Genomic DNA, 13867 nt, shown 5'->3' on the forward strand with positions numbered 1-13867 from the left:
GGTCAATGCGACCAGGTCGGGCTCCACGCGTATTGCGCATCGGCCTCAGGCGGCGCGGGCGGCGGTGGCGGCGGCGGCAACCACTCGCGCGGATCGACACGGTAGTATTTGAGGAACTCGGCGAACAACTCGCCGTGATGCTCGGCCATCTGGTACGGCTTTTCAAAGAAGGTTTCGGTGGCGACGGCGAAGAACTCGGCCGGATTGGTGGCGCCGTAATGGTCCATCACGCTGTGCTGGCGGTACATGGCGCTGTGCCGCAGGCTGTTGAAATTGCGCGACAATACCTCGGCCCACTCGCGGTAACTGTCCGGACTGCCCAGATACGGCGCGCCGTTGGCACGTCCCGACTCGCTGTCGAGCTGGTGCGCGAACTCGTGCAGCACGATGTTGTGGCCGTCGGTCCAGTCGTCGGCGCCGCGCCGCACGTCGTCCCACGACAGCACCACGCGGCCATCGTCCCACGATTCGCCCAGCATGCTTTGGTGGCCCGGCGTGACGACGCCGCCGGGACCGACCTCGGCGCGGCGCGCCACGAACTCGCTCGGGTAGACCAGGATCGTGTGCAGCGCCGGATAAACCTTGGTGGGACGGTTGAGCAACAGCAGGCAGGCCTGGCCGGCGATGATGACGGCCATCTCGTCGGTCACCTCCAGCCCCTCGCAGCCGACGAATTTTTTCTGATGCAAAAATTGCACGACCAGCCGCTGCAACTGCTGGCGCAGCTCGGGCGTCATGCGGCGGTAGACCGGGATATTACGCTGCAGGACGGCCTGCGCCTCGGCCGGCAATGGCCTGGCCAGCACCCGGCGCAGGCGCCAGCGGGGCACATAAAAAGGCAGCGCTATCGCCAGCGCCGTCAGGCCGATCCAGATCAAAGCTTCCATGTGCCGCGTCCGTGTTGTATCCAGTGCTGGCTAAGTGGGGCGGCTTGTCTGCTTTTCAATACGCAAACAGCCGGGCATGCCCGGCTATCGATGATACAGGTAGAGCTGGAGGGACGCTTAGTCGGCCGCTTTTTGTTCCGAAGGGGCCGAACCGAACAGCGCAGCCACCAGCGGATCGCGCATGACCGGACCGCGGTTGACGCGGATCGCGTAATGGGTGTCGTCGGCCAGGATGTGGAAGTGGCGGCCGCTGCCGGCCATCGCCTGTTCGCGGATGCCGGGACGTTCCTTGCGCGGGGGCGCGCCTTCGCGCTTGGGCTGGACGATCGCGGCCAGGAAGGCGGCGACGCGCTCCGGGTCGGGGGTCAGCTGGTAGACGGCCTTGCCCAGGTAGGTGGCGGTGCCTTCGACGTAGCGCGCCAGCTCGATGACGCCGGCTTCGCGCAGGTCGCGGATGTATTTGCGGGCGCCGGACGGCGAGAACTTGAGGAACCAGGCGATTTCGTCGGCCAGCATCTCGTGCATGGACAGCTCGCCGATCAATTTTTGCATATTTTCAATGCGACGCAAGGTCGCGGAGGTCGAACGCACACGCTCGATCGACGCCATCGACAGCGCCGGTTTGCGGTCCAGAGGAGCCGGGGCCGGACGCTCCACCAGCATCAGCTTGGCGGTGGTGGACTGCATTTCCGGCGAGGCTTTCATCTCGTTCTGAACCTGGTGTTGAGGTTGTCTAACTGCATGCATTTGAACACTCCTTATAACAATTTGCCGAGATTAGTGGCAGCAAGAGGGTGGCCAACGATTTGAAACGCCACAGTCTCTGCATCTGACTCAAGAATGCCGTTTCGCGGCGCACCAGTCTGTGCGGCAACGAACATTAGTGATATAACTTCCGCCGGACGGGCTGATTCCCGCTCCTTTTATGGTCGGACCGGCCGAGGCAGGGGAAAGTTTCATTTTTTGTGGTCGATTTGATACAGCGCAAGCTTTTGTGCGGTAGCGAACCGACCACATCATGAAAGTTACCTAATCTTCGGTCCAACAGCGGTCAACACTGCGCTGCTGCTGATGAGCAACACATCATATTTCTTACTCGGGAGCTTACTTGTGAATAAAACTAAGAACATCGTCCTGGCCGTCGCGGCTCTCTGCGCGTCCTTTTCCGCCGTCGCTCAAGACGCGGTCATCAATCCATCGTGGTATGTACAGCCGAGCGTCAACGGCTTCAAGCCGGACGACGACGCTTTTGGCGTCGACAAGAAGGGCTACGGCGGCGGCCTGAAATTCGGCAAGGCAGTGAGCCCGAGCTGGGACGTGCAGCTGGGCGGCACCTACGCCCGCTCCAAGGAAAACGGCGAGCGCTATCAGCAGCAGACGCTGGGCGTCGACGGTCTCTATATGTTCTCCCGTAAATCGTTCCGTCCATTCATCCTGGTCGGCGCCGGCGTCGAGCGCGACAAGTCGAACCTGAACACGCTGGGCCAGATCTCCAAGAATTCGCCGTTCGTCAGCGCCGGCCTGGGCTTCCAGGCCGACCTGAACGAGCGCACCAGCTTCCAGGCCGACATCCGCGACGTGCACGGCTTCCTGCGCGGCGATGCCTTCCCGCCTAGCAAATCGGACAACGTCTACGTGACCGTCGGCCTGAACTTCGCGTTCGCCGCGCCACCGCGCCCTGCCCCACCGGCACCGCCGCCAGCGCCGGAAGCCGTGCAGCCGCCGCCACCACCGGCACCGGTCGCTCCGCCGCCACCACCGCCAGCGCGCTTTGAAAAAGTGACGATGTCGTCGACCGAACTGTTCACCTTCGACAGCGCCAAGCTGAACCCGAACCAGCCTAAGCTGGACGAGATCGCCAACGTGCTGAACGCCAACCCGACCGTCGACAACGTCGTCATCACCGGCTACGCCGACCGTCTGGGCAGCGACAAGTACAACCAGAAGCTGTCCGAGAAGCGTGCCAACTCGGTCAAGGACTACCTGGTCGGCAAAGGCGTCGCCGCCAACCGCCTGGTCGCCGAAGGCAAGGGCGAAGCCAATCCTGTCGTCACCTGCGACAACAAGAAACGCGCCGACCTGATCAAGTGCCTGGAACCTAACCGTCGCGTCGAAGTCGAACAGATCACGATCGAACGCCGCGTTCAATAATTAGTACATTGAGCCCCGCGACTTGCGTCGCGGGGCTTTTTTTTTAGCCGGAGCTTCTTAATAGCGATGAATAAAAACATAGGCTCGGTGCTCAAATGTACCGTCTACGAATGGTTCGACCACCGCGGCAGCAGCATGGGCGCGGCCCTGGCGTTCTACACGCTGTTTTCGCTGGCGCCCATCCTGGTGCTGGTGCTGGCCATCGCCGGCTGGTTCTACGGCCCGCAGGCGGCCCAGGGCGAGCTGTTCGCGCAACTGCGCGGCCTGGTCGGCAGCCAGGGCGCCGAGGCGATCCAACTGGTGCTGGCCGGCGCCCGCAGCAAGGAGGAAGGCCGGCTGGCCACGATGATCGCCGGCGGCCTGCTGCTGTTCGGCGCCACCACCGTGTTCGCCGAGCTCAAGGCGAGCCTGGACGCGATCTGGCAAGTGCCGCCGCTCAAGACCGGCACGGTGTGGGACGTCGTGCGCACCCGCCTGCTGTCGTTCGGCATGGTGCTGGTGCTGGCGTTCCTGTTGATGGTGTCGCTGGTGGTCAGCGCCATTTTGACGGTACTGGAAAAATACTGGCACAGCGTGTGGATCAACGCCGGCGACCTGCTGACCGGCGTCAACTACGCGATCAGCTTCTTCGTGATCGCCGCGCTGTTCGGCGTGATCTTCAAGATGCTGCCCCGGGTAAAATTGTCGTGGCACGACGTGAGCATCGGCGCGCTGGGCACGGCGGCCTTGTTCGCGCTGGGGAAATACGCGATCGGCGCGTACATCGGCAACAGTGGCGTGGCCAGCAGCTACGGCGCGGCCGGCTCGGTGATCGCGCTGCTGCTGTGGGTTTACTACTCGGCGCAGATCTTCTTCCTCGGCGCCGAATTCGCGCGGCAATACGCGCTGCAGCTGGGGAGTTTAAAGCACCGCCCGCCGCCGCAGGCGTCGTCAGAACCATCTAAACCATCTAAACCACGTAGGGCGGATTAGGCGGCACGCCGTAATCCGCCATTGCGTGAGCCGTCGAAACGCATGCATGGCGGATTACGCTACGCTAATCCGCCCTACGTGTTTCCGCGCCATACGTGCCTGCACGGCGCACCGCCGGCCTTTCGATATTCCCCAGCGGCCCTACTCCCCCAGCAACTCCGCCACCACCTCCATGCCCTCGACCCGCTCGGCGACGACCTTGACGATAACGATCAACGGCACGCCCAGCAGCAAGCCCCAGACGCCCCACAGCCAGCCCCAGAACAGCAAACTGACAAACACGGCGGCCGCGTTCATGCGCGCGAAGCGCCCCGTCATCCAGGTCGTGATCACGGTCCCTACCAGCGTGGCGATGGCCAGCGAACTGCCCATCACGAGCAAACTCATCTGCAACGACTCGAACTGCAGGAAGGCGACGATGCCGGTCGCCAGCATGATCAGCAAGGGGCCGAAGTAAGGCATCAAATGCAGCAGCCCGGCCACGATGGCCCAGGCGCCGGCGTTCTCCAGGCCGATCCAGCGCAGCGCCACCCACATCAGCAGCGCCAGCATGCCGTTGGTGACGAGCAGCATCAGCATGTATTTTTGGATCGAGGTGTTGATGTCCTCGAGGATATGCACGGTGATCTTCTTCTTCGTCAGCGACGGCCCGGTCAGCTTGACCAGCTTGCGCTTGAAGGTATCGCCCGACAGCAGCAGGAAAAACACCAGGAAGATCACCATCGTGGCCTGGCTGAGGAAGCCCACCAGTCCCATCGATCCGGCCCACACCCAGTCCATCAGCGGGAAGTCGGAGGCCGGCGTCGGCGTCGAGCGGCGCGCGGCGCGGCGCTCCTGGGCGCCGGCGGTGGCCTGCTGCAATTCGGTGGCGACCGCCTGGATGCGCTGCAACGCGCTCGAGCCGCCGTGCAGCCGTTCGGACACCAGGCGCGACAATTTGTGGCCGGCGCTGGGCAGTTCGTCAACGATGGCTTCGAATTCGCCGTGCAGCTTGTCGATTACCATCACCGAGCCGCCCACCAGCGCGGCGGTGATCATGGTGGCGGCAACGAAGCGCGGAACGCGGCAGCGCTCGAGCCAGCACATTATCGGACTGAGCGTGTAACTGATGAGAATGCCGAGCAACAGGGGGACGAGAAAACCGCGCGACCACTGCAGCGCGTACACAAAGGCGACGGTGGCGATGATGCCCAGCGCGAGACCGCGGGCGTTGACATGTAGGGGAATGCGGGGGGCGTTGCTAAGATCGGGTTCGGCGTCGGGCGCCGGACCGGTGGCCACGCTGCTGGCCGGAATAGGAGGGTGGGAAATCTCTACGGGCGGCTGGCTCATGATGGCTCACAAAAAAAACTCCGGCGCGGCATGCTCCAGGAGCACGGCGCGCCGGCGGGTAGTGCTTACTTGACGCGGATGTCGTTCTTGACCGAGGTCACGCCTTTGACGCCGCGGGCGACTTCGCCTGCCTTGGCGATATCGGCCGGCTGGGCGACGAAGCCGCTCAGCTGCACGGTGCCTTTGAAGGTTTCGACGTTGATTTCGGTCGATTTCAGGGTAGGCTCGTTAAAGATGCTGGCTTTCACTTTGGTGGTGATGACCGAATCGTCGACAAATTCGCCGGTGCCTTCTTTGGTGGAGGTCGAAGCGCAGCCGGCGGTGGCCAGCAGCGAGACGGTGAACAGGGCGGTGGCGATTTTATGTGCGATTTTCATGGCGGTTCTCCTTGGAGTTATTAACAAATGAGTTTGTCAGCCAGCGGGACGTTTGGACATCTCTGCTACCGATGGAGACGTTTTACGTGGTTTCCATACGGACATCTGTACGGTACCGTACACACATTAAATTCCGCCCAAAAACGCACGCCGGCCAACTTGGCAACCTTCGTGCGGAACCGCACAGACCCTCCCGCGCCCTGTGACTATTCTGGAATCACATTTTCAGGAGGACAACATGAACCATACCAAGACCCTGGCCGCGCTGATGATCGCCGGCACTGCCGTGCTCAGCGGCTGCGCCAACACCAACAACCCGCCGCAACAAGTGTCGTATCAGAATCAAAACGAATCGGCCAGCTATGGCACCATCGAGTCGATCCAGATCAAGCAAGCGAAGGCCGGCACCAGCGGCGCCGGCGCCGTGGCCGGCGGCCTGGTCGGCGCGCTGCTGGGTAACCAGGTCGGTTCCGGCAGCGGCCGCACCGCCGCCACCGTGGCCGGCGCCGTCGGCGGGGCCGTGGTCGGCAACAACGTCGAAGGCAACCGTAGCCAGGCCAAAGAGGAATATCAGATCAGCGTGCGCATGGACAACGGCGACTACCGCCTCGTCAACCAGGACAGCGTCTACGACCTGCGCGTGGGCAACCGCGTGCGCCTGGTCGACGGCCGCCTGTACCGCTACTGATCCAATCAACGCCAACACCTAAAAACACATACTAATTAAAGGGGAACACCATGGGCACCATCATTCTGATTATTCTGGTCCTGGCACTGATCGGCGCGCTGCCGACCTGGCCGCACAGCCGCAACTGGGGCTATGCGCCCAGCGGCATCACCGGCCTGATCGTCGTGATCCTGCTGATCATGCTGCTGACCGGCAGGTTGTAAACAAGGAGGACATCATGACGCGCATCCATCACATCGCATGCGGCCTGGTGCTGGCCTGCGCGGCCCTGGCCGCGCAGGCCCAGGACACCCAGGGCGGCACCACGCCGCCCCAGAACGCCCGGTTGCAACAGCAGGAAATCGCCAAGGGCGATCCGGCGCGGTGGTACAAGGAAGACGCCACCGGCGCCGAGCAGGCGCGCACCTTGCGCAAGGAGATAGGGGCCGCGCTGGCGGAGGCGACCATCGCCTGTAAAAAAGGGCCGGCCAGCGAGCGCGAGGCCTGCCTGCGCGACGCGCGCGCGACCTACAAGCGCGATATGGACAAGGTGCCGCAGATTCTCGCGGAGAACAAGCACTAATGCCCGCGCCGGGCCGCCGCGACGCTCAGGCGGCGCGGCCGGTGCCCGGTGGTTTGGCGGCCGGCAGCGGCGGCAGCTCGTGCACCACCAGCGGCGTGTCTTCCGACACAAAGCTCAGCCAGCCGGCCGCCTTGACGGCGCGCAGCCCGTCCTGATAGCCCTGGTCCCAGCGCCACTCGGTCGAACCCTTGGAAAAATTGATGTCCTTGGCCGCCATGTTCCAGTCCCGTCCCGCATATTCCAGACGCACCACGTGCAAGGTCGTGCCGCAGCCCAGCTCGGCCAGGTCCTGCTCGCCCTGCTCCGAACGCGCGTGCTCCGGCAGCGCGGCGTACAGCGCGCGCAGCTTTTGCTGCAGCTTGTGGCGGGCCACGTAATCGTCGAGGTGGCGCTTGGACCGCGAGGCGAAGGTCACATCCTTCTGCCGCGTCTGCACCTCGTCGAGGGTGGTGGGTTCCCCGCCGTCGGCGCTCCACAGGTCGACCATGAAGCACAGCGTGTCGACCGGACGGACGTCGTCGAGCACGGTCTCGAGCGGGGTGTTGGAATACAGGCCGCCGTCCCAGTATAGCTCGCCGTCGACGCGCACCGCCGGAAAGCCCGGCGGCAAGGCGCCGCTGGCGAGGATGTGGCTGGCGTTGATGTCGAGCTCGCGGTTGTCGAAGCTGCGCAGCGTGCCGCACGTCACCTTGAGGGCGTTGACGGTCAGGCGCATGCCTTGCGGACCGTTGAGGTAATCGAAATCGACCAGGGCATTCAGCGTTTCGCCGAGCTCGGCCGTGTCGTAAAAGCTGGCCTCCTCGGGCGCGACGGCCATGCCCGCCGCGAACGCACTGAACAGGCGCGGTTTGAAAAAGCCGGGCACGCCGCGCAGCAGCGTATCCCAGGTTTGCAGCAGAACATTGGAGCGGCGCTGCGCGTCCGGCAGGCGCCGCATGTCGAACGGATCCCGGTGCGAGATGCCGTCCCAGAACTGGCGCAGCCGCGCCAGCCGTGTCTCGTGGGGATTGCCGGCCAGGATGGCGGCGTTGATGGCGCCGATCGAAGTGCCGACGATCCAGTCCGGGGCCAGGCCATGCTCGTGCAGCGCCTGGAACACACCGGCCTGGTAGGCGCCCAGCGCCCCGCCGCCCTGCAGCACCAGCACGATGCGCATGCCGGCGGGGTTGAGCTTGTGCGACGACGAACTCAAGACGCTAGTCCGTGGCGCGTTGGCGGCGCATCAGCCACGCCGCGCCCAATCCCAGCACCGCGGCCACGCCCAGCGCCGGCTTGACCAGCTTCTTGCGGGCGATGAACGAGCCCACCGTCAGCGCGTACGGCATCAGCGCCTTGAAATTAAAGCCGCTGAGGCCGCCCGGCTGCAGCAGGCCGCCCAGGCGCGCCTGCGCCAGTCCGACCGCGTGGTCGACGGCGCCATGGAACAGCGCGTCCGGATGCAGCGCGTTGGCCACCATGGCCTTCGCGTGCACCACCTTGATGCGATACAGCTCCCCTTCGCGGATCAGCCGCTGTTTGTCAGCGTCGAATGCCGCGCTTTCCGCGTCTTTTGTCATATGCGCTCCTGTTACAACAGCATGTCGCGGTCGGATTTCAGTTCAGCCATGGTGGCCGGCATGCCCAGCTTGCCGCTGCGGATCAAACCGCGCGCGTACACCATCAGGCCGATAGCGAGCAGCAGGAACACGCCGGTCAGGATGGGCAAGATCGTCCATCCCAGCGCGTCCCACGCCAGATAAGCAATCGTGACGGTGGCGTAGGCGAGCGCGAAGCAGCCCGCCACCACCGCCAGCGCGAACGCCAGCACCAGATGCATCAGGTGGTTGCGCACCTGCGACATCTCCAGTGCGGCCAGCTCCAGCCGCGTCAGCAGCAGGCCGACGCTGTTGCGGGCGACATTGCCCAGCGAAGCGATCAGGCCTGGCGGACGATTCAACTCGTCAGCTTGCGCCATAAATTACTTGCGGCCGATGATGACACCGATCAGCAGGCCCACACCGGCGGCCGCGGCGATCGAGCGCCATGGGTTTTCCTTGACGTACACGTCGGCCTGCTTGGCCACTTCCTTGCTGGCGGCGACGGCGCTGATTTGCGCCTCGTGCGCCTTGGCCAGCGCGGTGTCGAGCGCGCGCATGCCGCGGCCGCGCAGTTCCTCGGCTTTTTCACCGGTCAGCGCGGTGGCGGCGGTAAACAATGCCTGGGCATCTTTAACCAGAGTTTTCACGTCGTTGTTCACGGTACTGATGTTTTGTTCCAGCATGATGGAGCTCCTGTTTTGGTTGTGAGTGAAAACTGTACAGCAAAATTAAAACGTTAGTCGTTATTCAAGCAAATCGCGCATATCGTCCGCGTGCTCTTCTTCGACCGCCATGATCTTAATCAAAAGATGACGCGTGGTCGGGTCGCTGTCACCGATCCGCTCGATCATCTGGCGGTACGATTCGATCGCGACGCGCTCGGCGATCAGGTTGGCCCGGATCATCGATTGCACATCCTCGGAGCCATCATACTCGGCATGGCTGCGATCGAGCAATGTTGCAGGATTGAAATCAGGTTGGCCGTTCAGCTGGACGATGCGTTCGGCCAGCCAGTCGGCGTGCTCCTGCTCCTCGGTGGCGTGTTCCAGGAACTCGGCCTTGATCGGGCCGTTCTGCAGGCCGCTGACCGTGTAATAGTGACGCTTGTAGCGCAGCACGCAGACCAGCTCGGTCGCCAGCGCCTCGTTGAGCATCTTGATGACAGCGGTGCGGTCACCCTTGTAGCCGGCGGTTACCGGGCCATCTTCCAGGTTGCGGGCGGCCGCGCGGACGGCTTCCCGGTCGATGCCTGCCGGTTGGGTGGGGTTGGATTCAGCCATGATATTTTCCTTAAAAAAGTACAGAAAGTGATGACGCGGACCGGCGCGGCGGCCATCGCCGCCGCGCCCGCCCGCCGATGGTGATTAGCGGCGGTTGGCGATCGGCGCGCCGTTTTGCGACAGCACGATCTCGACGCGGCGGTTCAACTGGCGGCTGCCGGCGTCGCTGTTGCTGGCGACCGGGAACGCTTCGCCATAGCCGCGCGTGGCGACCTTGTCGGCCTTCACGCCCAAACCGATCAGCGCGTTACGCACCGATTCGGCGCGGCGCTGCGACAGCTCGAGGTTGTGCGAGGACGAACCGGTGGAGTCGGTAAACCCTTCGATCAACACGGCGCTCTGTGGTTCCTGCAACAGCACGTCGGCCATCTTCTGGGCGGTGCGCATGCCTTCGGCGCTGAGGTCGGCCTTGTCGGTCTTGAACAGCACGTCGCTCAGCGTGATGACCAGGCCGCGGTCGGTTTGCTTGGCTTGCAGGTCGGCCAGCTGCTGCTGCAGCGCGGCGCTCTTCGATTGCTCTTCGCGCGCGCTGGCGGTGGCCGCCTCGGCCTGGCGGCGGGCGGCGTCGGCGTCGGCCTTGGCCTGCTCGGCGCTCACCTTGGCCTTGTCGGCTTCCTGCGTGCGCTGCTGCAGACGGATCTCGTCGCGCTGGCGGCCGGCGTCGGCCACCTCGTTCTCGGCCTGCTTACGCTTGGCCACTTCCTGGGCTACCGCGATCTTCTGCTTGGCCAGGTAGGCCAGCTTGTCGACCGTGTCGATGCTTTCCTTCTTGTCGGCGGCGGCGTTGGCGCGGTCCAGCGCGTCGGCGGCGGCCTTGAATTCAACCGGCGCGTTGGCCGCCACCGACGGGTTGCTCTGCGCGGCCGCGAAGTCGCCGCGGGTCTGGTCGAGCATGCTGGTGGTCATCGGCGTGGTGCTGCAGGCGGCCAGCATCATCGACACGGCCAACACGGTTGGCATGATGGACAGTTTTTTCAGGTTCAGTTGTTTCATAATGGTTGCCTCGTCTCTTATTGGGTGGTGGTGCTATTGCGGTTGAGCTCTTCGCGCAGCACGCGGATGCTCTGCTGCAGCTCGTCGGCGGCGGCGGTCGCCTTGGTCGTGTTGGCCTTGCTCTGCGCCAGCTGGGCGTCGGCCTGGGCCTGCGCGGCCAGATCCTGGGCGGCCTTGTAATCCTTGTTGGCCAGCGCCTGGTTGGCGCGCGCCATTTTGTCGCGGGCCGACTGCATCTCGGCCGGGGCCAGCTCGGCGGCGCCGGCGGAGGTGGCGTTGGCCACGGCCGCGCGCGACACCGCGACATCGGCGGTGGCCGGGGTTTTATTGCTGGCGCATGCGGTCAGGCCCAGCAGCGCGGCGGTGCCGCAGATCATTGCCAGTTTCCGGTGTAAGGTCGTCGTCATTATTGTTCTCCTTGAAATTTGTGTGGACAGGTAACGTTATAGGCCGTTGCCTTTGTTGCTTCAGTACGGTGCCGCACATTGACGCGGGGTGGCGCCCGGGCCGCCTGCCTTGGGTGCGCCAGCGTACAACCGGGCCCGCCCGCGCCGCGTAGGGTGTGTAAAATGCCGTTACCAATAAGAAAGGCCACCGATGACCCCGCCCCGCCAGAACAGTCCCGCCCCGTCCCGCCGTCCACCCAACCGCACCCGCATCGCCCTCGCCGTCGCCGGCGTGCTGGTCGCCATACCCGTCGTCGCGCTGGTCGCGCTGTCGAACTACGACTGGAACAAGGCGCGCCCGTGGCTCAACGACAAGATCAGCGAATCGATCGACCGCCCGTTCGACATCCGTGGCGACCTGTCGCTGACGTGGGAACGGCAGGGTTTATCCGGCGCCGACCGCGCGTGGAGCGACTATCTGCCGCTGCCGCACCTGGTCGCCAGGGACGTCCACGTCGGCAATCCGGCCGGCATGCAGGCGCCGGCGGAGATGGCCAGCGTCGGCCAGTTCGCGTTCGGCGTCGACTTGTTGTCGCTGCTCGATCACAAGATCTCGGTGCCGGTGCTGCGCTTCGACAATCCCACCGTGCTGCTGCAGCGCGACGCCGACGGCAAGAACAACTGGACCTTCAAGCAGGCCGACAAGCCGTCGCCGTGGAAGCTCGACGTGCGGCGCGTGGTGTTCTCCAAAGGCTCGGTGCGCTACATCGACGCCATGACCCACGTCGACGCCACCGCCGCGATCGACACCATCAACGCCGATCCGACCTATGGCGTGTCGTGGAAGCTGCGCGGCAAGTGGAACAACCAAACCATCACCGGCAGCGGCAAGTCCGGCGCCGTGCTGTCGCTGCAACAGCAGACCGTGCCCTTCCCGCTGGCCGCCAGCCTGGACGTCGGCGGCACCCGCATCGCCGTCGAAGGCACGTTGACCAAGCCGACCGCGCTGACCGCGCTCGACATGCGGCTGAAGATCTCCGGCCCCAGCATGGCGCGCCTGTACGGCATCACCGGCGTGCTGCTGCCGGAGACGCCGGCCTTCTCCACCGAAGGCCATCTGACCGGCAACCTCGGCGCCAACGCCAGCCATTGGATCTACGACAAGTTCACGGGACGCGTGGGCAACAGCGACATCCACGGCAAGCTGGACTACCGCTCCGGCCGGCCGCGCCCGGTGCTGACGGGCGCCGTCGAATCGAACCTGCTGCAGTTCTCGGACCTGGGGCCGCTGGTCGGCGCCGACTCCAACGCCAGCAAGCAGGCGCGCGGCGTCGAGGCCGTCCAGCCGGGCAACAAGGTGCTGCCGGTCGAAACCTTCAAGACCGAGCGCTGGACCGCGCTCGACGCCGACGTCGGCTTCAAGGCCAAGCGCATCACGCGCGACGGCGGCCTGCCGATCAACAACCTCGACACGCTGATCCACATGAAGGACGGCGTGCTGTCGCTGACGCCGATGAACTTCGACATCGCCGGCGGCCGCTTCACGTCCAACATCATGCTCGACGGCAGCGGCAAGACCAACCCGAACGCCATCCGCGCCGAGCTCAAGGCCGGCGCGCGCAAGCTGCAATTGAAGCAGCTGTTCCCCACCATCGACGGCATGCAGGCCACGGTCGGCCAGATCAACGCCGACATGTCGCTGTCGGCCACCGGCAACTCGGTGGCCAGCCTGCTGGGCTCGTCGAACGGCGAACTCAAAGGCGTCATCAACGAAGGCAGCGTCAGCAAGCTGTTGCTGGAGGAAATGGGCCTGAACCTGGGCAACGTCGTGTTGACCAAGCTGGTCGGCGACAAGCAGGTCAAGCTCAACTGCATGGTGACCGACTTCAGCGTCACCAACGGCCTGATGCGCTCGCGCCTGTTCGTGGTCGACACCTCCGACGCCAAGATCGACGTCGCCGGCACCGTCAACCTGGCCAACGAAAAGCTCGACCTGACCCTGCGGCCGGACGCCAAGGGCGTGCGCGTGATCTCGCTGCGGGCGCCGATCTATGTGCGCGGCACCTTCAAGGACCCGGACGTGAGCGTCGACAAGGGCGTGCTGGCGATGCGCGCCGGCGGCGCGCTGGCGCTGACCCTGGTGGCGCCGGTGGCCGCCATCCTGCCGCTGATCAACGCCGGGCCGGGCGAGACGACCGGCTGCGAAACCCTGCTGGCGCAAGGCGGCGGCAAGCCGGTGGCGCCGCCGCCGGGACAGACGCTGCGCGCCAAGCCGGGCAAGAACGCGCAAAACATCGCGCCCCGGCCTAAAGGGTAACAAGGTGTTTCAATGTGCGCTGTCGTACGGAAATGGGCGGCGCGCAGACGTACTCTGTCGTCATTGGTGCGCGCGACGCCGTGCCTTAATAGCGTAAGGAGAACCATCATGAACAACATCAAACGTATCGCATCGACCGCCGCCATTCTGGCCGCAACCCTGGGCCTGAGCGCGTGCGCCGGCATGTCCTCGCAGGATAAAAGCACGGCCGTGGGCGCCGGTGTCGGCGCCGTCGCCGGCTCGGTCCTGACCGGCGGCAGCGCGGTCGGCACGGTCGGCGGCGCCGCCGTCGGTGGCGTGATCGGTAACCAGGTCAACAAGCCACCGCGCTAATAACCGGTACGG

At 64.7% G+C, this 13867-nt stretch carries 18 protein-coding genes; 7 read left to right on the forward strand and 11 right to left on the reverse strand.

Annotation, left to right across the window (positions count from 1 at the left end; all coding sequences use genetic code 11):
* Positions 1-2 precede the first annotated feature (2 nt).
* On the reverse strand, positions 3-887 hold the full coding sequence (locus JOD97_RS16070; protein WP_209719672.1) for a zinc-dependent peptidase: 885 nt from the start codon (positions 885-887) through the stop codon (positions 3-5).
* 117 nt (positions 888-1004) lie between these two features.
* The gene (locus JOD97_RS16075) at positions 1005-1592 is read right to left on the reverse strand and encodes a winged helix-turn-helix domain-containing protein (protein ID WP_209720485.1); all 588 of its coding nucleotides are present in this window, start codon (positions 1590-1592) and stop codon (positions 1005-1007) included.
* Positions 1593-1997: 405 nt separating this feature from the next.
* Here JOD97_RS16075 and JOD97_RS16080 point away from each other — a divergent pair, with 405 nt between their 5' ends.
* Together JOD97_RS16080 and JOD97_RS16085 are read left to right on the forward strand one after the other, a co-directional pair.
* On the forward strand, positions 1998-3038 hold the full coding sequence (locus JOD97_RS16080) for an OmpA family protein (RefSeq protein ID WP_209719675.1): 1041 nt from the start codon (positions 1998-2000) through the stop codon (positions 3036-3038).
* A gap of 66 nt (positions 3039-3104) precedes the next feature.
* Positions 3105-4010 (forward strand): YihY/virulence factor BrkB family protein, encoded by a 906-nt coding sequence (locus JOD97_RS16085; protein WP_209719678.1) that lies wholly within the window; start codon positions 3105-3107, stop codon positions 4008-4010.
* A gap of 141 nt (positions 4011-4151) precedes the next feature.
* Here the strand turns inward: JOD97_RS16085 and JOD97_RS16090 are convergent, their stop codons facing one another.
* Positions 4152-5342 (reverse strand): AI-2E family transporter, encoded by a 1191-nt coding sequence (locus JOD97_RS16090; RefSeq protein WP_209719681.1) that lies wholly within the window; start codon positions 5340-5342, stop codon positions 4152-4154.
* 65 nt (positions 5343-5407) lie between these two features.
* Positions 5408-5719 (reverse strand): BON domain-containing protein, encoded by a 312-nt coding sequence (locus JOD97_RS16095; protein WP_090320349.1) that lies wholly within the window; start codon positions 5717-5719, stop codon positions 5408-5410.
* A gap of 238 nt (positions 5720-5957) precedes the next feature.
* Between JOD97_RS16095 and JOD97_RS16100 the strand changes: the two genes are divergently transcribed.
* From JOD97_RS16100 to JOD97_RS16110, 3 genes are read left to right on the forward strand one after another with little or no spacing between them, the layout of a single operon-like run.
* Positions 5958-6407, forward strand: coding sequence for a glycine zipper 2TM domain-containing protein (locus tag JOD97_RS16100; RefSeq protein ID WP_209719685.1), 450 nt, complete (start codon positions 5958-5960; stop codon positions 6405-6407).
* A gap of 50 nt (positions 6408-6457) precedes the next feature.
* On the forward strand, positions 6458-6610 hold the full coding sequence (locus tag JOD97_RS16105; protein WP_090192273.1) for a DUF3309 domain-containing protein: 153 nt from the start codon (positions 6458-6460) through the stop codon (positions 6608-6610).
* Positions 6611-6624: 14 nt separating this feature from the next.
* Positions 6625-6969 (forward strand): hypothetical protein, encoded by a 345-nt coding sequence (locus JOD97_RS16110; protein ID WP_209719688.1) that lies wholly within the window; start codon positions 6625-6627, stop codon positions 6967-6969.
* Between the two features lie 25 nt (positions 6970-6994).
* Here the strand turns inward: JOD97_RS16110 and JOD97_RS16115 are convergent, their stop codons facing one another.
* The 7 genes from JOD97_RS16115 to JOD97_RS16145 all read right to left on the reverse strand — a co-directional run bounded on the left by JOD97_RS16115 (position 6995) and on the right by JOD97_RS16145 (position 11226).
* The gene (locus JOD97_RS16115) at positions 6995-8125 is read right to left on the reverse strand and encodes a patatin-like phospholipase family protein (RefSeq protein ID WP_209720488.1); all 1131 of its coding nucleotides are present in this window, start codon (positions 8123-8125) and stop codon (positions 6995-6997) included.
* A 40-nt stretch (positions 8126-8165) separates the two neighbouring features.
* Positions 8166-8525, reverse strand: coding sequence for a hypothetical protein (locus JOD97_RS16120; protein WP_209719690.1), 360 nt, complete (start codon positions 8523-8525; stop codon positions 8166-8168).
* A gap of 11 nt (positions 8526-8536) precedes the next feature.
* Positions 8537-8923, reverse strand: a complete 387-nt coding sequence (locus JOD97_RS16125; RefSeq protein ID WP_229264475.1) for a phage holin family protein — start codon at positions 8921-8923, stop codon at positions 8537-8539.
* 3 nt (positions 8924-8926) lie between these two features.
* On the reverse strand, positions 8927-9229 hold the full coding sequence (locus JOD97_RS16130) for a YqjD family protein (protein WP_209719724.1): 303 nt from the start codon (positions 9227-9229) through the stop codon (positions 8927-8929).
* A 60-nt stretch (positions 9230-9289) separates the two neighbouring features.
* On the reverse strand, positions 9290-9826 hold the full coding sequence (locus JOD97_RS16135) for a bacterioferritin (RefSeq protein ID WP_209719728.1): 537 nt from the start codon (positions 9824-9826) through the stop codon (positions 9290-9292).
* 84 nt (positions 9827-9910) lie between these two features.
* Entirely contained in the window at positions 9911-10819 is a 909-nt protein-coding gene (locus JOD97_RS16140) for an OmpA family protein (RefSeq protein WP_209719732.1), read from the reverse strand.
* Between the two features lie 17 nt (positions 10820-10836).
* Positions 10837-11226 (reverse strand): DUF4398 domain-containing protein, encoded by a 390-nt coding sequence (locus tag JOD97_RS16145; RefSeq protein ID WP_209719735.1) that lies wholly within the window; start codon positions 11224-11226, stop codon positions 10837-10839.
* A 190-nt stretch (positions 11227-11416) separates the two neighbouring features.
* On the opposite strand from JOD97_RS16145, the gene JOD97_RS16150 reads away from it, so the two are divergent.
* On the forward strand, positions 11417-13522 hold the full coding sequence (locus JOD97_RS16150; RefSeq protein WP_209719738.1) for an AsmA family protein: 2106 nt from the start codon (positions 11417-11419) through the stop codon (positions 13520-13522).
* Positions 13523-13630: 108 nt separating this feature from the next.
* On the forward strand, positions 13631-13855 hold the full coding sequence (locus tag JOD97_RS16155; protein WP_209719741.1) for a glycine zipper 2TM domain-containing protein: 225 nt from the start codon (positions 13631-13633) through the stop codon (positions 13853-13855).
* Positions 13856-13867 lie beyond the last annotated feature (12 nt).

This window comes from Duganella sp. 1411, assembly GCF_017833525.1.
Taxonomy (GTDB): Bacteria; Pseudomonadota; Gammaproteobacteria; order Burkholderiales; family Burkholderiaceae_D; genus Rugamonas.